This window comes from Streptomyces sp. NPDC059917, from assembly GCF_042730635.1.
GTDB lineage: Bacteria > Actinomycetota > Actinomycetes > Streptomycetales > Streptomycetaceae > Streptomyces.
Genome location: NZ_JBHWLC010000013.1, coordinates 26357 through 43148, shown reverse-complemented (window position 1 = coordinate 43148; position 16792 = coordinate 26357). Strand labels below are relative to the sequence as shown.

12 protein-coding genes and 1 pseudogene are annotated in these 16792 nt (G+C 73.6%); 12 read left to right on the top strand and 1 reads right to left on the bottom strand.

The window, feature by feature from the left end:
• The first annotated feature begins 3 nt into the window (after positions 1-3).
• The 12 genes and pseudogenes from ACFWAR_RS10440 to ACFWAR_RS10385 all read left to right on the top strand — a co-directional run.
• Entirely contained in the window at positions 4-1581 is a 1578-nt protein-coding gene (locus ACFWAR_RS10440; protein ID WP_385775190.1) for an amino acid adenylation domain-containing protein, read from the top strand.
• Complete coding sequence (locus tag ACFWAR_RS10435; RefSeq protein WP_385775188.1) at positions 1578-1871, top strand: phosphopantetheine-binding protein; 294 nt, start codon at positions 1578-1580, stop codon at positions 1869-1871. The genes ACFWAR_RS10440 and ACFWAR_RS10435 overlap by 4 nt, the downstream gene beginning before the upstream one ends.
• Positions 1872-1878: 7 nt before the next feature.
• Entirely contained in the window at positions 1879-2895 is a 1017-nt protein-coding gene (locus ACFWAR_RS10430; protein ID WP_385775186.1) for a 3-oxoacyl-ACP synthase III family protein, read from the top strand.
• A 159-nt stretch (positions 2896-3054) separates the two neighbouring features.
• Positions 3055-4155 carry a phenazine antibiotic biosynthesis protein gene (locus ACFWAR_RS10425; RefSeq protein WP_385775184.1) on the top strand — a complete coding sequence of 367 codons (1101 nt, stop codon included), beginning with the start codon at positions 3055-3057 and terminating at the stop codon, positions 4153-4155.
• The gene (locus tag ACFWAR_RS10420; protein WP_385775182.1) at positions 4155-5534 is read left to right on the top strand and encodes an aldehyde dehydrogenase family protein; all 1380 of its coding nucleotides are present in this window, start codon (positions 4155-4157) and stop codon (positions 5532-5534) included. The genes ACFWAR_RS10425 and ACFWAR_RS10420 overlap by 1 nt, the downstream gene beginning before the upstream one ends.
• A gap of 92 nt (positions 5535-5626) precedes the next feature.
• Positions 5627-7609 carry an FAD/NAD(P)-binding protein gene (locus ACFWAR_RS10415; RefSeq protein WP_385775180.1) on the top strand — a complete coding sequence of 661 codons (1983 nt, stop codon included), beginning with the start codon at positions 5627-5629 and terminating at the stop codon, positions 7607-7609.
• On the top strand, positions 7606-9051 hold the full coding sequence (locus ACFWAR_RS10410; RefSeq protein WP_385775178.1) for a lyase family protein: 1446 nt from the start codon (positions 7606-7608) through the stop codon (positions 9049-9051). Before ACFWAR_RS10415 ends, ACFWAR_RS10410 begins: the two co-directional genes overlap by 4 nt.
• Complete coding sequence (locus tag ACFWAR_RS10405) at positions 9048-10271, top strand: 3-deoxy-7-phosphoheptulonate synthase class II (protein ID WP_385775176.1); 1224 nt, start codon at positions 9048-9050, stop codon at positions 10269-10271. The genes ACFWAR_RS10410 and ACFWAR_RS10405 overlap by 4 nt, the downstream gene beginning before the upstream one ends.
• A complete protein-coding gene (locus ACFWAR_RS10400) occupies positions 10268-11644 on the top strand; it encodes an acetyl-CoA carboxylase biotin carboxylase subunit family protein (RefSeq protein WP_385775174.1) in 1377 nt (458 codons plus the stop codon). Before ACFWAR_RS10405 ends, ACFWAR_RS10400 begins: the two co-directional genes overlap by 4 nt.
• Positions 11641-12936 (top strand): MFS transporter, encoded by a 1296-nt coding sequence (locus ACFWAR_RS10395; protein ID WP_385775172.1) that lies wholly within the window; start codon positions 11641-11643, stop codon positions 12934-12936. The genes ACFWAR_RS10400 and ACFWAR_RS10395 overlap by 4 nt, the downstream gene beginning before the upstream one ends.
• Before the next feature lie 109 nt (positions 12937-13045).
• A complete protein-coding gene (locus ACFWAR_RS10390; RefSeq protein WP_385775171.1) occupies positions 13046-13849 on the top strand; it encodes a LuxR family transcriptional regulator in 804 nt (267 codons plus the stop codon).
• A gap of 37 nt (positions 13850-13886) precedes the next feature.
• A pseudogene (locus ACFWAR_RS10385) lies at positions 13887-14915 on the top strand (histidinol-phosphate transaminase); the annotation flags it as partial.
• An 88-nt stretch (positions 14916-15003) separates the two neighbouring features.
• Here ACFWAR_RS10385 and ACFWAR_RS10380 read toward each other — a convergent pair.
• The gene (locus tag ACFWAR_RS10380; RefSeq protein ID WP_385775168.1) at positions 15004-16686 is read right to left on the bottom strand and encodes a class I adenylate-forming enzyme family protein; all 1683 of its coding nucleotides are present in this window, start codon (positions 16684-16686) and stop codon (positions 15004-15006) included.
• Positions 16687-16792 lie beyond the last annotated feature (106 nt).

Sequence of the window (16792 nt, the reverse complement as noted above, 5' to 3'; positions counted from 1 at the left end):
GCCATGACCATCGCCACCATCGGCCCGCCGCACACCGAACGCGCCACCGACTACCGCACGCTCACCGACCTCCTCGCCGGGTCCGTCGCGCGCTTCCCGGAGCACACCGCGCTATCGGCCGACGGGATCTCGTACACCTACCGCCTCCTCGACGGCTGGGCGAACGCCATCGCCGACCTGCTCGTGCGCCGCGGCGTGGGCGGCGGGGACCGGGTGGCGCTGCGGCTGCCGCCGGGCGCCGCGGCCATCGCCGCGATGATCGGCGTGATGAAGGCGGGCGCCGCCTACGTGCCGCTCGACGTGCGCAACCCGCCCGCCCGCAACGAGTTCATCGTCTCCGACAGCGGGGTGGCCGCCTTCCTCGGCGACCCCGACGGCTGCCCCACCGGCGCCGTCCCCGTCATCTCCGAGGACGCCCTCACGGCCCTGCTCGACGGGCCCGTCGCGGCCCCGCCCGCCGGCCCCGGCCCGGACCCGCACGACATCGCCTACATCATCTACACCTCCGGGACCACCGGCCGGCCCAAGGGCGTCCTGGTCCCGCACGGCGCCGCGGCCGTCCTGCTGGCCAGCGCCGACGGGCCCTTCGCCTTCAACGAGCGCGACAGCTGGCTGCTCTTCCACTCCATCTCCTTCGACTTCTCCGTCTGGGAGATCTGGGGCCCGCTGTCCACCGGCGCCCGCGTCGTCGTGCTGCCCGCCGGGACCGCCCGCTCGCCCGAGGCGACCCTGCGCTTCATCCGTCAGGAGGGCATCACCGTCCTGAACCAGACGCCGACCGCCTTCGGCGCGCTCACCACCATCGTGCTGCGCGAGGACGCCACCCTGCCCGAACTGCGCTACGTCATCTTCGGCGGCGAGAAGCTGACCCCCGAGACCGTGCGCCCCTGGTCCAAGCGGTTCGGCCTCGCCCACCCGGCCCTGGTCAACATGTACGGGGTCACCGAGGCCGCCGTCCTCAGCACCTACCACCCGGTGACCGAGGAGGACCTCGACCGCGACGACCTCCCCGTCGGCATCCTGCTCTCCGGCAGCGCCCGCGTGGTCACCGAGGACGGCCGCGAAGCCGCCCCCGGCGAGGAGGGCGAGCTCTGGCTGGCCGGACCGCAGGTCGCCGACGGCTACCTCGGCCGCCCCGAACTGACCGCGGAACGCTTCCCGACCGTCGACGGCGTGCGCCACTACCGCAGCGGCGACCTCGTCAGCCGCCGCCACGACGGCCGCTTCGTCTACCGCGGCCGCGCCGACCTCCAGGTCAAGCTGCGCGGCCACCGCATCGAGCTCAGCGACATCGAACTCGCCGTCCAGGCCCACCCGCACGTCGCCGACGCCGTCGTCTGGGTGCACACCTTCAAGCCCGGCGACGACCGTCTCGCCTGCGCCTACGTCGTCGCCGAGGGCGCCGAGGACCCGCGCGCCCGCACCCTGCGGGCCCACGTCCGCGACCTCCTGCCGTCGTACATGCACCCGTCCGTCTACCAGGCGCTGCCGCTGGCCTACCTGCCGCGGACCGTCAACGGAAAGGTCAACCGGGCCGAGGTGGCCCGCATCTGGGAAGAGCAGAGGAGCCAATCCGCATGAGCATCCCCCAGCACCACACGACCACCGTCGCCCTGCCCGAAGAGGTCCGCGAGGCCACCCTCGCCTGGGTCGCCGAGCTCCTCGAGGAGCCCGACGTCACCCTGGAGGACACCTTCCTGGAGCTGGGCGGCCACTCCGCCCTCGCCCTCCAGCTCGGCCGCTACGCCCACGAGCGCTTCGGCATCGAGTACGACCTGCTGGTCCTCTTCGAGCGCCCGCTCGGCGAGGCCGCCGACGAACTGACCGAGCGGATCGTCCGGATCAGCGCCACCGACGCGGAAGCCGCCTGAGGCCGCCGTGGTCGACATCGGAATCGTCTCCTTCGGCTACGCGTTCGGGGAGGACCAGAGCGTCGCCGCCGCCGCGGCCGACTACGTCAGCGACCCCGAGCGCGTCGTCAAGTGGGGCTACCACACCTTCCACCGGGCCGCCGACGGGGTCACCGGCACCGACCTCTCGCGGGGCGCGGCCGAACAGGCCCTGTCCCGCGCCGGGATCACCGCCGACGCCCTCGACCTGGTCGTCGTGGCGATCACGGACATGCCCGAGTACTCCTACTGGGACAGCGCCTCCGCACTGGCCCGGGAGCTGAAGATCGGCCGCACCCAGACCCTGCTCCTGCAGGAAGGGTGCGGGTCCGGGGTCAACGGCCTCTTCTACGTCGCCTCCACCCTGGCCATGCAGCCCGAAGCCGAATACGCCCTCCTCGTCGTCGTCAACCGGGTCAGCGAGTTCCACCGCAACCGGATGAACGTCATCAACACCGTGCTGTCCGACGCGGCCGTGGCCGTCGTCGTCCGGCGCGGCCACGACGCCAACAAGTGGCTCGCCAGCGAGCAGTTCACCGACCCCGAGTACAGCGACCTGCTGCGCCTGGACTTCGGCGGCGCCGTCACCCCGCTGCCCCCCGTCGGCTGGACCAGCGCGGACGCGCCCTCCGCCTACGACCAGGTGCGCGAGCAGTTCGGCGGCAACCCCGCCGCGCTGCGCACCTTCATCGGCGAGCGCTACACCCGCCTCGTCGAGGTCATCGAGGGCGCCTGCCGCCGGGCCGGGGTCGAACGCACCGACCTGGACCACGTCATCTACCTGAACGACGTCCCCTCCAGCATCGCGGCCGTCGCCGGACCGCTCGGCATCCCGCTGGAACGCACCAACGCGGCCATCGCCCCCGGCCACGGCCACATGGGCGGCGCCGACCAGCTGATCTCGCTCGGCCTCCAGGTGGAGAGCGGCGAGCTGAACCCCGGCGACCTGGTGGCCCTGTGCGGGATCTCCACCGGCCGCTGGTGCGCCACCTTGATCCGCGTCTAGCCCGCATCCAGCCCGCACCCGGCCCGTGTCCTGACGGACACGCGCCCGGCGACCCGGGCCACCAGACCAGCGCGTACGCCGGCGGGGCCGTCCATTCCCCCGTGCCGGGCCCCGCCGGCGTACCCGCTGCACCACCCGTCTCGCCCGAAGGAGAGCACCGTGCCCTCGCCCGCCAACCCGATCCTGGACCTCCCGTACGACGTGCAGCCCGATCCGGACGAGTTCGTCCAGGCCGCGATGGAGTGGCACTTCAACCCGGAGACCGGTTCGCCGTTCTGGTTGCGCCGGGCGGAGACCCTCGACTTCGACCCCCGCACCGAGATCAAGTCCCACGCGGACCTGCGGCGCTTCCCCAACGTCACCGGCGAGCTGCGGTACGTGCGCGCCGAGGACCTCATCCCGCGCGGCTACGGCTCCGGCCCCGACGTCGTCGGCGTCTTCGAGAGCGGCGGCACCACCGGCGCCCCCAAGCGGGTCGTCCTCACCCGCGACTGGCTGGAGCGCATGGTGGCGTGGTCCAACGCCAACATCGACGCCCACGGCTTCCCGCGCGGCGCGAACTGGCTCGGCCTCGTGCCCACCGGCCCGCACATCGTCGGCGAGTTCTTCCACCGCTCCGCCACCACCCACGGAACCCGCGGCTTCACCATCGACCTCGACCCCCGCTGGGTGAAGAAGCTCATCGCCCAGGGCCGCGGCGCCGACGCCGGGGCCTACGCCCTGCACCTCCTGGAGCAGGCCGAGTTCGTGCTGCGCTCCCAGGACATCGGCGTCCTGACCATCACCCCGTCCGTCCTGGAGCGCCTCGCCGGCCGCGAGGACCTCGTCGAGCTGGTCAACCACAAGGTCAAGGCGATCCGCTGGGGCGGCACCCAGCTCGACCCCGACTCCCGCCACCTGTACAAGACGGAGATCTTCCCCGACGTCGCCTTCTGCGGGAACTACGGCAGCACGATGATCCTCGGCTTCGCCGGCGAGCGCGCCGGCCTGCCCGACGACGAACCCTGCGTCTTCGACCCGCTGAGCCCCTACGTCACCTTCTCCGTGGTCGACCCCGCCACCCGCGAACCGGTGGCCTTCGGCGAGCGCGGCCAGGTCCTGGTCAGCCACGTCAGCAAGGGCTTCCTGCTCCCCAACAACCTGGAGCGCGACCTCGCCACCCGGCTCCCCGCCAACGGCGCCCTCGTCGGGGACGCCGTCGCCGACATCGCCCCCGTCGCCACCTTCGAGGACGAGCCCGTCATCGAGGGGGTCTACTAGTGAGCACCGTCCCGCGACTCGACGCCCTCGGCCCGCGCGGCCCCTTCCGCGCCCGCAAGCGGCTCACCGTCACCGACGTCTCCGGCGCCCCGGCCGCCGAACTCAGCCTGGTCCCCTCCCTCTTCGTCGACCGCGCCGCCAAGGCCCTGCACCGGGCCCGGCCGCTGGACGCCGACGCCCGCGTCGCCGCCGTCCTGAGCGCCGCGCGGCTCTTCGCCACCGCCGAGCTCGACGGCCGCTCCATCGAGGTCCACGAGCGCGCCGTCAGCCGCGTCGGCGGCGTCCCGCTGTCCGTCGTACGGGCCACCACCACCAACATCGCCGCCCGCCTCACCCGCGTCTACGACAGCCTCACCCAGGCCCGCCCCGCCGGCACCGCCGAGCACTGGCGCTCCCCGCTCACCCGCACCGGCCGCGCCGTGTGGACCCGCCGCGGGGAGACCTTCGCGGTCCTCGCCGCCGGCAACCACCCCGGCACCCACAGCCTGTGGCCCGAAGCCCTGGCCCTGGGCTACCGGGTCGCCGTCCGCCCCTCCCGCCGCGAACCCTTCACCCCGCACCGGCTGGTCACCGCCCTGCGCACCGCTGGCTTCGGCGACGACCAGATCGTGCTGCTGCCCACCGAACACGCCGAAGCCGACACCCTCGTGCGCGCCGTGGACCGGGCCATGGTCTACGGCGGCGAGGACGTCATCCGCAAGTACGGCGGGAACCCGGCCGTCCACCTCCAGGGCCCCGGCCGCAGCAAGATCCTGATCACCGCCGACACCGACTGGCGCGCACACCTCGACACCGTCGTCGCCTCCGTCGCCGGACACGGCGGCACCGGCTGCGTGAACACCACCACCGTCCTGGTCGAAGGCGCCGAAGCCGCCACCGCCCTGGCCGAGCAGCTCGCCGAACGCCTCGCCGTGCTCCCCGCCCTGCGGCCCGAGGACGACAAGGCGGTCCTGCCCGTCCAACCCCTGGAGGGCGCCCTCGCCATCGAGCGCTACCTGCTCTCCCACACCGGGGGCGCCCGGGCCTGGCTCGGCGGCGACGGCATCGCCGAGGAACTGGGCGACGGCAGCGCCGCCCTGCGCCCCGCCGTCCACCAGCTGGACCGCGCCGACGCCCCCCAGGCGGACATCGAACTCCCCTTCCCCTGCGTGTGGGTGGCCCCCTGGGACCCCTCCGACGGGATCGGGCCGCTGCGCGGCTCCCTCGTCGTCACCGCCCTCACCCGGGACGAAGACCTCCTCGACGCCCTGGTCGCGGAGCCCTCCATCGGCAACGTCCACGCCGGCGACCACCCCACGTACTGGATGGGCCCCGGGCTCCCGCACGACGGCTACCTCGCCGAATTCCTCATGCGCAGCAAGACCGTCATCCGCGACTGAAAGGAGCGGCCATGTGCACCAGGTGCGGACTCTCCGACGTCGGCTGGAACATCCCCTCCGCGTGATCCGCGGCCCGAACAGAAGGATCAGCCATGCAGCACAGCCACGCCCAGATCTGCATTGTCGGGGCAGGCCCCCGGGGCTTGTCCGTCCTCGAACGGCTCTGCGCCCAGGAGCGCAAGTCCCCGGCCCACGACGCCCTGACCGTCCACATCGTCGACCCGGCCCCGCCCGGCGCCGGAAACGTGTGGCGCACCGCGCAGCCCCGCCACCTGCTGATGAACACCGTCGCCTCGCAGATCACCCTCTTCACCGACGACAGCGTCCGCATCGAAGGACCCATCGAGGAGGGCCCCAGCCTCTACGCCTGGGCCCGCCGCCTGGACCCCTCCGACCCCGGCCACGAGGAGCGCTACGGCGCCCAGACCCTCGCCGAGGCCCGCGAGCTGGGCCCCGACACCTACCCCACCCGCGCCTTCTACGGCCACTACCTCCAGTGGGCCTTCGAAGAGGCCCTCGACGCGGCCCCCGCCCACGTGGACATCCAGGTCCACCGCACCCGCGCCATCGCCCTGCACGACTCGGAGGTCCCCGGCGGCGCCCAGTCCGTCGAACTCGCCGACGGAGTGAGACTGTCGGGCCTGTCCGCGGTCGTCCTCGCCCAGGGCCACCTGCCCGCCAAGCTCACCCCCGAGGAGCAGCGGCTCGCCGACTTCGCCACCGAGTACGGGCTCTCGTACACCGGCCCGGCCAACCCCGCCGACACCGACCTCACCGCCATCACCCCCGGCCGCCCCGTCCTGCTGCGCGGCCTGGGCCTGAACTTCTTCGACTACATGGCGCTGTTCACCCTCGGCCGCGGCGGCTTCTTCGAGCGCCGGGCGGACGGCCGGCTCGTCTACCGGCCCTCCGGCCTGGAACCCAAGATGTACGCCGGGTCCCGCCGGGGCCTGCCCTACCAGGCGCGCGGCGAGAACGAGAAGGGCCCCGACGGGCGCTACGCCCCCCGCCTGCTCACCGTCGCCCGCGTCGACGCGATGCGCGCCGCCGCCAAGGACGGCGACTGGATCCACTTCGGCATCCACATCTGGCCGCTGATCCAGAAGGAGGTGCAGAGCGTCTACTACGAGCGCCTCCTCGCCGCCCGTGGCGAAGACCCCGCCGCCGTGGCCTCCTTCACCGACCGCTACCTCGCCGCCCCCGACGAGGACGCCGAGGACCTCCTGCTCCTCGAAGCGGGCGTCGAGGAGGGCCAGCGCTGGAACTGGGAGAGCCTCTCGCGCCCCTACGGCGACCTGCGCTTCACCGGCCGCGACGACTTCCGCCGCTGGATGCTCGCCTACCTGCTGCGCGACGCCCACGAGGCCCGCGCGGGCAATGTCAGCGGCCCCCTGAAGGCCGCCCTCGACGTCCTGCGCGACCTGCGCAACGAGATCCGGATAGCCGTCGACCACGGCGGCCTAGAAGCCACCTCGCACCGCGACGAACTCGAAGGCTGGTACACCCCGCTCAACGCCTTCCTCTCCATCGGCCCGCCGGTCTCGCGCATCGACGAACTGATCGCGCTCGCCTCCGCCGGCATCGTCGAGTTCACCGGCCCCGGCCTGCGCATCACGGCCGACCCGGACGGCCCGGACGGACCCGCCTTCGTCGCCACCGCCACCGGCGTCGACGCCCCCGACATCCGCACCACCGCCCTCATCGAAGCCCGACTGCCCCACCCCGACCTGCGCCGCACCACCGACGCGCTGCTCGTCCAGCTGCTGGAGAGCGGCCAGTGCCGCCCCTACAAGATCATGGGCGCCTGCGGCATCGAGTACGAGACCGGCGGCCTCGCCGTCTCCGAACGCCCCTACCGCCTCGTCGACGCCGAGGGCCGCGAGCACCCCCGCCGCTTCGCCTACGGCGTGCCCACCGAATCCGTCCACTGGGTCACCGCCGCCGGCATCCGCCCCGGCGTCGGCTCGGTCACCCTGGAGGACTCCGACGCCATCGCCCACGCCGCACTGGCCCTGTCCGCGGTCACCGCGCCCCTGGCCAACGCATCGGGCACCGCAGCGGAGCCCCGGCCGTGACCGCGCCCCGCCCCGGACCCGCCACCGGCGCCGACACCGACGTCGGACTGCTCTCCCCGGTACGGGCCGGCACCCCGGCCGAGGCCACGACCTCCGACACCGCCTGGCTCCAGGCGATGCTGGACGCCGAGGCCGCGCTCGCCCGGGCCCAGGCCCGCCTCGGCACGGTCCCCCCGGACGCCGCCGAGGCGATCACCGCCGCCGCCCGCGCCGAACACTTCGACGCACGGGCCCTGGCCCTCGCCGCCCGCGAGACCGCCAACCCCGTCGTCGGCCTGGTCGCCGCCCTCACCGCACACCTGGACGGCGAGGCCGCCGCCGAGTACGTCCACCGCGGCTCCACCAGCCAGGACATCCTCGACACCGCCATGATGCTGGTCGCCGCCCGCACCCTGGTCCCGCTCCGCGCCGACCTGCTGGCCACCGCCGACGCCCTGGCCCGCCTCGCCGCGGACCACCGGGACACCGCGATCGCCGGCCGCACCCTGGCCCTGCACGCCGTACCCACCACCTTCGGGCTCAAGGCGGCGGGCTGGCGGCACGGGCTGCTCGACTCCGTGCACCGCATCGACCTGCTCCTCGACGGCGGGCTGCCCGTCTCCCTCGGCGGAGCCGCCGGAACCCTCGGCGGCTACCTGGAGTACGCCCGCATCGCCGCCGCCTCGACGGGCGACGGCATCGACCCCGACACCTTCCACGACCGGCTCGCCGCCGCCTTCGCCACCGAGACCGGCCTCGCCGCGCCCCTGCTGCCCTGGCACGCGCTGCGCACCCCGGTCGCCGACCTGGGCGCCGTACTCGCCCACACCACCGGCACCCTCGGCAAGTTCGCCGCCGACGTCCTGCTCCTGGTCCGCACCGAGACCGCCGAGGCCGCCGAACCCGCCCCGGCGGGACGCGGCGCCTCCTCCGCCATGCCGCACAAGCGCAACCCCGTACTGGCCACCCTGATCCGCTCCGCCTCCCTCACCGTCCCCGCGCTGGCCGCCGTACTCGCCCAGGCACTCGTCACCGAGGAGGAACGCTCCGCCGGCGTCTGGCACAGCGAATGGCACGCCCTGCGCGAATGCCTGCGCCTGGCCGGCGGGGCCGCCCGCACCGCCGTCGAACTCGCCGAAGGCCTCACCCCCGACCCCGTCCGGATGCACGCCAACCTCTCCCTCACCGGCAGCGCCGTCGTCACCGAACGGATCGCCGCCGTCCTCGCCCCGCACCTGGGCAAGGCGACGGCCCGCCGCCTGCTCACCGAAGCCACGGGCGCCGCCCGCACCACCGGCGACCCGCTGTACACCACCCTGTCCGACCTCCTGTCCGAACACCTCTCGGGCACCACAGCCCTCACCCCGGAGCACCTGCGCGACCTGCTGGAACCCGCCCAATACACCGGGGTGGCCGGTCCGTTGACCGACCGGGCCCTGAAGCGAGGAGCGAGTACACGATGATCACTGCGCCCAGCGGGACCCTCCACTCGGCCCAACAGCCGGACTGGCCCGACCCGCACACCCTCACCACCGTCACCGACCGGCTCGCCGGACTACCACCCCTCGTCCCGCTCTCCGAGGCCGACGCCCTGCGCGAGCGGCTGGCCGCCGCCGCCCGCGGGGAAGCTCTCCTGCTCCAGGGCGGCCACTGCGCCGAGGAGTTCGGCCCGCGCGCGCTCGGCGAGGCCGAGAGCACGGTCACCACCCTGCGCCAGATGGCGGAGATCGTCTCCTACGGCGCCGCCGTGCCCGTCGTACCGCTGGGCCGGATGGCCGGGCAGTACGCCAAGCCGCGCTCCAGCCCCACCGAGACCCGCGGCGGCGTCGAACTCCCCGCCTACCGCGGCGATTCCGTCAACGGCCTCGGCTTCACCGCGGCCGACCGGGCCCCCGACCCCTGGCGGATGGAGACCGCCTACCGCACCGCCGCCCGCACCCTGGAACGCATCCGACTGCTGCCGGGCGCCGACGACGACCTCATCGGACCCGACGGCCTCGCCGACCCCGCCGCGGGGGCCCCCTTCCACGTCAGCCACGAGGCCCTGCTCCTCGACTACGAGAACCCGCTCGTGCGCACCGACCCCGCCACCGGCCGCCGCTACGCGGGCTCCGGCCACCTCGTGTGGATCGGCGAACGAACCCGCCAACTCGACGGCGGACACGTCGCCTTCGCCGCCTCCATCGCCAACCCCATCGGCGTCAAGGTCGGCCCCGGCGCCACCGCGGACGAACTCCTCACCCTCACCGACATCCTCGACCCCGACCGCGAGAGCGGCCGCCTCACCTTCATCACCCGCATGGGCGCCGACCGCATCCACGCCGTCCTGCCCGGCCTGGTCGAGAAGGTCACCGCCGCCGGCGCGAACGTGCTGTGGGTCTGCGACCCGATGCACGGCAACACCCAGGTCGCGCCCAACGGCTTCAAGACCCGCAGCCTCGGCGACATCACCGCCGAGATCCGGGCCTTCGTCGAGATCCACCGCTCGCTGGGCACCCACCCCGGCGGCCTGCACCTGGAACTCACCGGCAGCCACGTCACCGAATGCGTCGGCGGCACCGACCCGGTCACCCTCGACGACCTCGACCGCAACTACACCACCGCCTGCGACCCGCGCCTCAACCGCGGCCAGGCACTCGACATGGCCTTCCTGGCCGCCGACCTGTGGAGGCCCGCGCGATGAGCACCGCACCCGTGACCGAGACCCTGCCGCCGTTGTCGGGGAGACCCTCGGCCTTCCTCCTCACCGGATCCTTCCTGGCCATCTGCCGGGCCCCGCGCTACCTCACCGAACTCGCCGCGCGCGGACTGAAGATCCTCGTCATCACCCCGTCCGCGTGGCGGGAGCAGGCCCTGGCCGGGCTGAACGAGCCCGGCCACCCCGCCGCCGACATCGCCGACATCGCCTTCGTCGACGGCTCCGTCGACCGCGAGGGCTCCTTCACCCCCGGAGTCGTCGCGGCCGTCCGCGCCTGGGAGTCCTCGTACGAGATCATCGGCGCCTACGCGGCCGGCGAGACCCTCGTCGAGCCCACCGGCCTCATCGCCGACGCCCTCGGCCTGCCCGGCCCGGGCCTGCGCGCCAGCCGGGTCTGCCGCAGCAAGTACCTCCAGCGCCTGCACCTCGGCGAGTTCAACCCCGCCTCGGTGGTCCTGCCGCCCGGCGCCCGGGAAGGCTTCGACCCCTCGTCGGTGCCCTTCCCCGTCGTCGTCAAGCCCGCCACCCGGCACTCCAGCTCCGGCGTCGCGACCGCCACCGACGCGGCGCAGCTCACCGAACTGCTCGCCGGCTACCCCGCGCACGAGACGATCCTGGTCGAGGAGAAGGTCCCCGGGCAGGAGTTCTCCGTCGAGGCCCTGATCCAGCACGGCAAGGTCGTCTTCGAGTCCGTCACCGTCAAGGAGACCACCGACTCCCACGCCGACACCTTCGTCGAGCTGTCCCACACCGTCTCCGGCGCGGTCGGCCTGGAGCGCAAGACCCTGCTCGCCGCCAACCGCTGCACCCTGAAGCTGCTCGACTTCAAGGACGGCATGACCCACTCCGAGTGGCGCCTGGACGCCGGCGGCCACCCCCGCCTGATGGAGATCGCCGCCCGCACCCCCGGCGACGGCCTGACCGTCCTCTACCACCTGGCCACCGGCCGCCCGCTGGAGCCGGAGATCATCAAGATCGCCCTCGGCGAGCCCGCGGAGTACCCCAAGCCCGCCCGCCACGCCCGCCAGGTCTACCTCGAACACGACCCCGGAATCCTCGACGAGATCAGCGTCGACTGGCCCGGCGCCGTCGTCGAATGGGCCGGCGAGGGCGACCTGTGGCCCGAGGTCCCGGTCGGCCGCCCCAACGACCCGCCGACCCTGCGCGCCGTCTTCGCCCAGAAGGAGAAGGGCACCGAGGTCGGCCCGCTCCTCAGCTCCGAGGACCGGGTCGCGAACTTCTTCATCGACGCCCCCACCGGCATCGCCCTCGACGCACTGGAAGCCCGCGTCCGGGCCGCGATCACCATCCGCACCTCGCCCGCCGGGCCCGAGCCGGAGGCGGTGGCCGGGGCGTGACGCACACCGCACCACAGCCGGACGCCGAGGCCCACGAGGCCCCGGCTCCGGCCGACGGGACCCGCGCGGCCGCGCCCCCGGCCGCGCGGGCCACCGTACGCGCCACCTTCAGCGAAGCGCCGCTCGCCGTGAAGACCCTCCTCGCCGGGGTGTTCATCAACCGGCTCGGCGGCTTCCTCAACATCTTCCTCGTCCTCTACCTCACCTCCCTCGGGCACTCCGCGGGCAAGGCCACCCTCGCGCTCGGCGGCTACGGCGCGGGCACCGTCCTCGGCGTGCTCGTCGGCGGCTCGCTCTCCGCCCGACTGGGCGCCCGCAACACCACCGCCGTCAGCATGGCCGGGTCGGCCGCGCTCACCGCCGCCCTGCTCTACCTCAGCGACTACACCGCCCTGCTCGCCGTGATCGTCCTCGCCGGTCTCGCCGGCCAGATGTTCCGGCCCGCCTCGGCGGCCCTGCTCTCCGAACTCGCCGGCCCGCAGCGGCAGGTCATGGTCTTCGCCATGTACCGCTTCGGGCTCAACCTCGGCGCGATGGCCGCGCCGCTCGTCGGCTTCGGCCTCTTCCGGCTCGGCCACGACTCCTACCACCTGCTGTTCTGGGGCGAGGCGCTGATCGCCCTGGCCTTCGCCCTGCTGGCCTGGCGCACCCTGCCCGCGGGCCGGGCGGCCGCCGGACCCGACGAACCGGCCCCGACCGGCAGCTACCTGGCGGTCCTGCGCGACCGCCGCTTCACCCTCTACCTCGTCGCCACCGTCCTGCACACCGCCGTCTACGCCCAGTACCTCTCCACGCTGCCGCTCGACGTGGCCGCCGCCGGGCTGGGCCTCATCTGGTACACCGTCGCGGTGTCCCTCAACGGGCTGCTCGTCATCGCCTTCGAGCTGGTCCTCACCAAGGTCACCCAGGACTGGCCGGTACGGGTCACCATCGGCCTGGCCTTCGCCCTGCTGGGCGCAGGAGTCGCCCTGTACGGGCTGCCGATGGGCCCGGCCGTCATCGTCATCGGCACCCTCGTCTGGACCCTGGGCGAGATCATCGGCGGGCCGGCGATCTTCTCGTACCCGGCCGTGATCGCACCGACCCCGCTCAAGAGCCACTACCTCGGCAGCTTCCACTTCGCCTTCGGCCTGGGCTCCGCCCTCGGCCCGGTGGCGGGCGGATGGCTGTTCGCCGCCTTCGGCCACTCCTTCTGGTACGCCGTCGGCGCCGTCTCCCTCCTGGCCACCGTGCTCGCCCTGCTGGCGCTGCGCACGGCCCCGGCCGCACCCGCACCGGAGCCGGGGGAGTGAGCACAGACGCACCGAGGGCCGCGGAGGGATGCTGCATCCCCCCGCGGCCCTGCCCGTTGTCCGCCCCACCCCACCGGACCGTTCCTCCTCCGTCACGAGAGGCCACGCCATGAACACCACCCGGGGAGCCACCTCCACGATCGACCCGCTCGACACCCTCCTGCGGATGGCCGACACCCTCGGCACCCTCTCCCGGTACGCCGCCGAGAGCGCCGAGCACGCCACCACGGCGTTCCCGCCCGCCCCCGCACCGGCCGCCGGCATCGCCTACCTGCACGGCGGCCCCGAGATAACCGGGGCCATCCACGACGCACTGCGCGAGGCCCGGCACGAGATACTCACCGCCCAACCCGACGGCCCCCGCCCCGACGCCACCCTCGACGAGGCGTACGAAGCCGTCCGCGGCCACCTCGACCGCGGCGTCGCCATGCGCACCCTCTACCAGCACAGCTCGCGCTTCCACGAGGCCACCAAGCGGTACGTGGGCTGCGTACAGGCCCGCGGCGCGCAGGTCCGCACCCTCCCGGAACTCTTCGACCGGATGATCGTCATCGACCGCGAAGTGGCCTTCATCCCCGCCGACCAGGCGCGCACCTCCGCCGTCCTGGTCCGCGACACGGCCGTCACCGGCTACCTCGCCGACGTCTTCGAGAAGGCCTGGGACCGCGCCGAGCCCTACCCCTTCCGCCCGGTCCGCGCCGCGGACGCCGCCTGCGAGGTGATCCCGGACCTGCGCCGGGCCATCCGCAAGCTGCTCATCGAGGGCCGCTCCGACAAGGCCATCGCCCGCCGACTCGGCATCAGCCTGCGCTCGGTCCAGGGCCACGTGTCCTGCCTGCGCGACGAGTTCGGGGCCCAGCACCGCTTCCAGCTCGGCTACCTGATGGGCCTCGCCGAGCACGAGGGGTCCTGAGGGCGCCCGCCCCACCCGACCGCGACCGAACCCGCCACGACCGCCCGTACCCCCTTCCCGAAAGGAACCCGCCGTGCACCTGCTCGCCGCCAACGAGAACCCCTACCCGCCGCTGCCCTCGGTCGCCGAGGCCCTCGCCGAAGCCGCCGGGCGGGCCAACCGCTACCCGGACCGGGCCGCCACCGAGCTGACCGACCGCCTCGCGGAGCGGCTCGGCGTCCCCGCCGGGCGACTCGCCCTCGGCGCCGGTTCGGTCGGGGTGCTCCAGCACCTCCTCCAGTCCTTCGTCCGCGCGGACACCGACGAGGTCCTGTACGCCTGGCCGTCCTTCGAGGCCTACCCGCACCTCACCGACATCGCCCGCGGCAGCAGTGTGCGCGTCCCGCTCGGCCCCGGCGCCGTCCACGACCTCGACGCGATGGCCGCGGCCGTCGGGGAACACACCCGCGTGGTCATCGTCTGCAATCCGAACAACCCGACCGGCACCACCGTCCCCGGCGCCGACCTGGAGCGGTTCCTGGACCGGATACCGGCCGGGGTGCTCGTCGTACTGGACGAGGCCTACCGGGAGTTCGTCACCGACCCCCGGTCGGCCGACGGCGTCGACCTGCTGGCCGGCCGCCCGGACCTGGTCGTCGTGCGCACCTTCTCCAAGGCCTACGGCCTCGCGGGCCTGCGGATCGGCTACGCCGTCGCCCACGAGCCGGTCGCCGCGCGGATCCGGTCGGCCGCCGTGCCCTTCGGGGTGAACAACGCCGCCCAGGCGGGGGCGGTGGCCTCGCTCGCCGCCGAGTCCGAACTGCTGGCCCGCGTCGAGGGGTTGGTCAAGGAGCGCGAGCGCACGGCGCGCGCCCTCAGCGACCTGGGCCTGGCGCCCGCACACAGCGAGGCCAACTTCCTGTGGCTCGGGCTCGGCGACCGCGCCGCGGAGTTCGGCGCCGCGTGCGCGGAAGCCGGGGTGGCCGTTCGGGCCTTCCCCGGCGAGGGGGTCCGGATCACGATCGGCACCCCGGAGGCCAACGACACCGCTCTCGCGGTGGCCGCGGCCTTCGTGTCCCGACCCTGATCCGGGCCCCGTTCCGCTTGCCTTCCCCTCGCCCTGTCCCGGTCCGCCCCTCGTCGGCCCGGGACAGGGCCGTCCCATGTGGTTGCGCTCAGCTCGCCGCCGCGAGGGTCTTGCCGTCGCCGCCCAGCAGGTAGGTACCGAGGTCGGCGTACTTCTCGCGCAGCTTGCGCTTGAGCACCTTGCCGGTGACGCCGACCGGGAAGTCCGCCTCGTCGGCGGCGACTTCCAGCAGCCGCAGCGTCGGGTGCCCGGCCGCGGCCAGCGCCTCGTTGGCGCGCACCAGCAGCTTCTCGACGTCGTCGGCGCCCTCCTTCGTGGTCACCACGGCCACCGGGACGATGGTCTCGCCCTCGCCGCCCGCGACCACCGCGACGTCCTCGAAGGCGGGCACGTCGTTGAGCAGGACCTCCTCCATGAGCACCGAGTACGCCGGCCCCTGGGCGGTCTGGATCTGGTCCGCGGCGCGGTCCACCAGGAAGAAGTCGCCGTTCGCGTCCTTGTAGGCCATGTCGCCCGGCAGCCAGTGCCCCGCCAGCTTGTAGCGGTAGGTGGTCGCCGAGTCGCCCCAGTAGCCGGGGGTGATGGCCGGGCCGCGCGCGGCCAGGAAGCCCACCTCGCCGATGTCGGCGTGGCTGCCGTCCTTGCGCAGGATCGCCACCTCGGCGACGCCCACCGGCTGACCGGCGCAGCGGTCGTTGCGCTCCGAGTCACGGGTGCGGATCTTCAGCAGCACGCCCCAGCCCAGCTCGGTGGTGCCGAGCCGGTCGAAGAACTGCGCCGAGTCCAGCTCCGGCGAGCGCAGCGAGAGCACCTTGTTGATGTGCGCCTGGTGGACGGCGTCACCGATGGACACCCAGGAGTTGACGCTGTCCAGGGCCCCGTCCGCGCTCTCCAGGGAGGCCAGCTCGGCGTAGGAGTGCGCGAAGGCCATCACCGCGGTGGGCCGGTGCGCGGCCACCGTCGCCGCCAGGTCGGCGCCGTCGCGGTCGCTGTGCGCGACGACCGGGGTCCCGGCCAGCACCGCGTACACGGTGAAGGCGATGCAGCCCAGGTGGGACTGCGGGAGCGCGGTGAGCATCAGCGCGCCCGGGTTCTCCTTGAAGTCGACCAGCCGGAACTGCGGGCCCGCCACGATGGTCTTGTGGGTGTGGATCGTCGGCTTGGGCCGACCCGTGGTCCCGGAGGAGTGCAGGATGACCACCGGGTCCTCCTCCACGTGGTTCCAGTACGCGCTCTGCTCCAGCTCCGCCGCCGGGGGCGCCGGCAGCTCCTCCTCGGAGCGGGTCCAGTCCAGCCCGTCCAGGATCGTGCTGGTCGCGGCGAGACCGTCGAGGCGGGCCCGGTCGGCGTACAGACCGACCGGGGCGGTCTGCTCGATCAGGGACTCGGCGATCGCCGGGGTCGCCTTGCTGTTGATGAGGACGGCTATCGCACCGATCTGGGCGATCGCGTAGAAGTGCACGGAGTAGGCGAAGGAGTCCTCGAACCAGACCGCGACCCGGTCCTTGGGCTGCACGCCCTGGCTGAGGTACCAGGCGGACCAGGACTGGGCGAGCCGGTCGATCTCCGCGAGGCTGTAGTCGTACTGCTCCACCCCCTCCAGGTTCGTGATCGGTCGGGTGGAGTGGACGAAGGGGGTCGTCGGGCTCGGGCTGGCGGCGAGCGCGGAACGCAGCAGGTTGCCGCCGCCGACGGTTCCGTCGGCCGCGAGCGCGGCGCGCTGTGCGGGGTTGAGGACGGTCTCGGCGAAGCCCGGGCGGGAGTCGGTCATGTCTCTCGTGCCTCTCGGTCGGATGGCTGAACGGGATGCGGAACGGGATGTCGGGCGCAGTGCTGAACGCAGTGCGGGGCGCGGTACGGACGGCGTACCGAGGGGG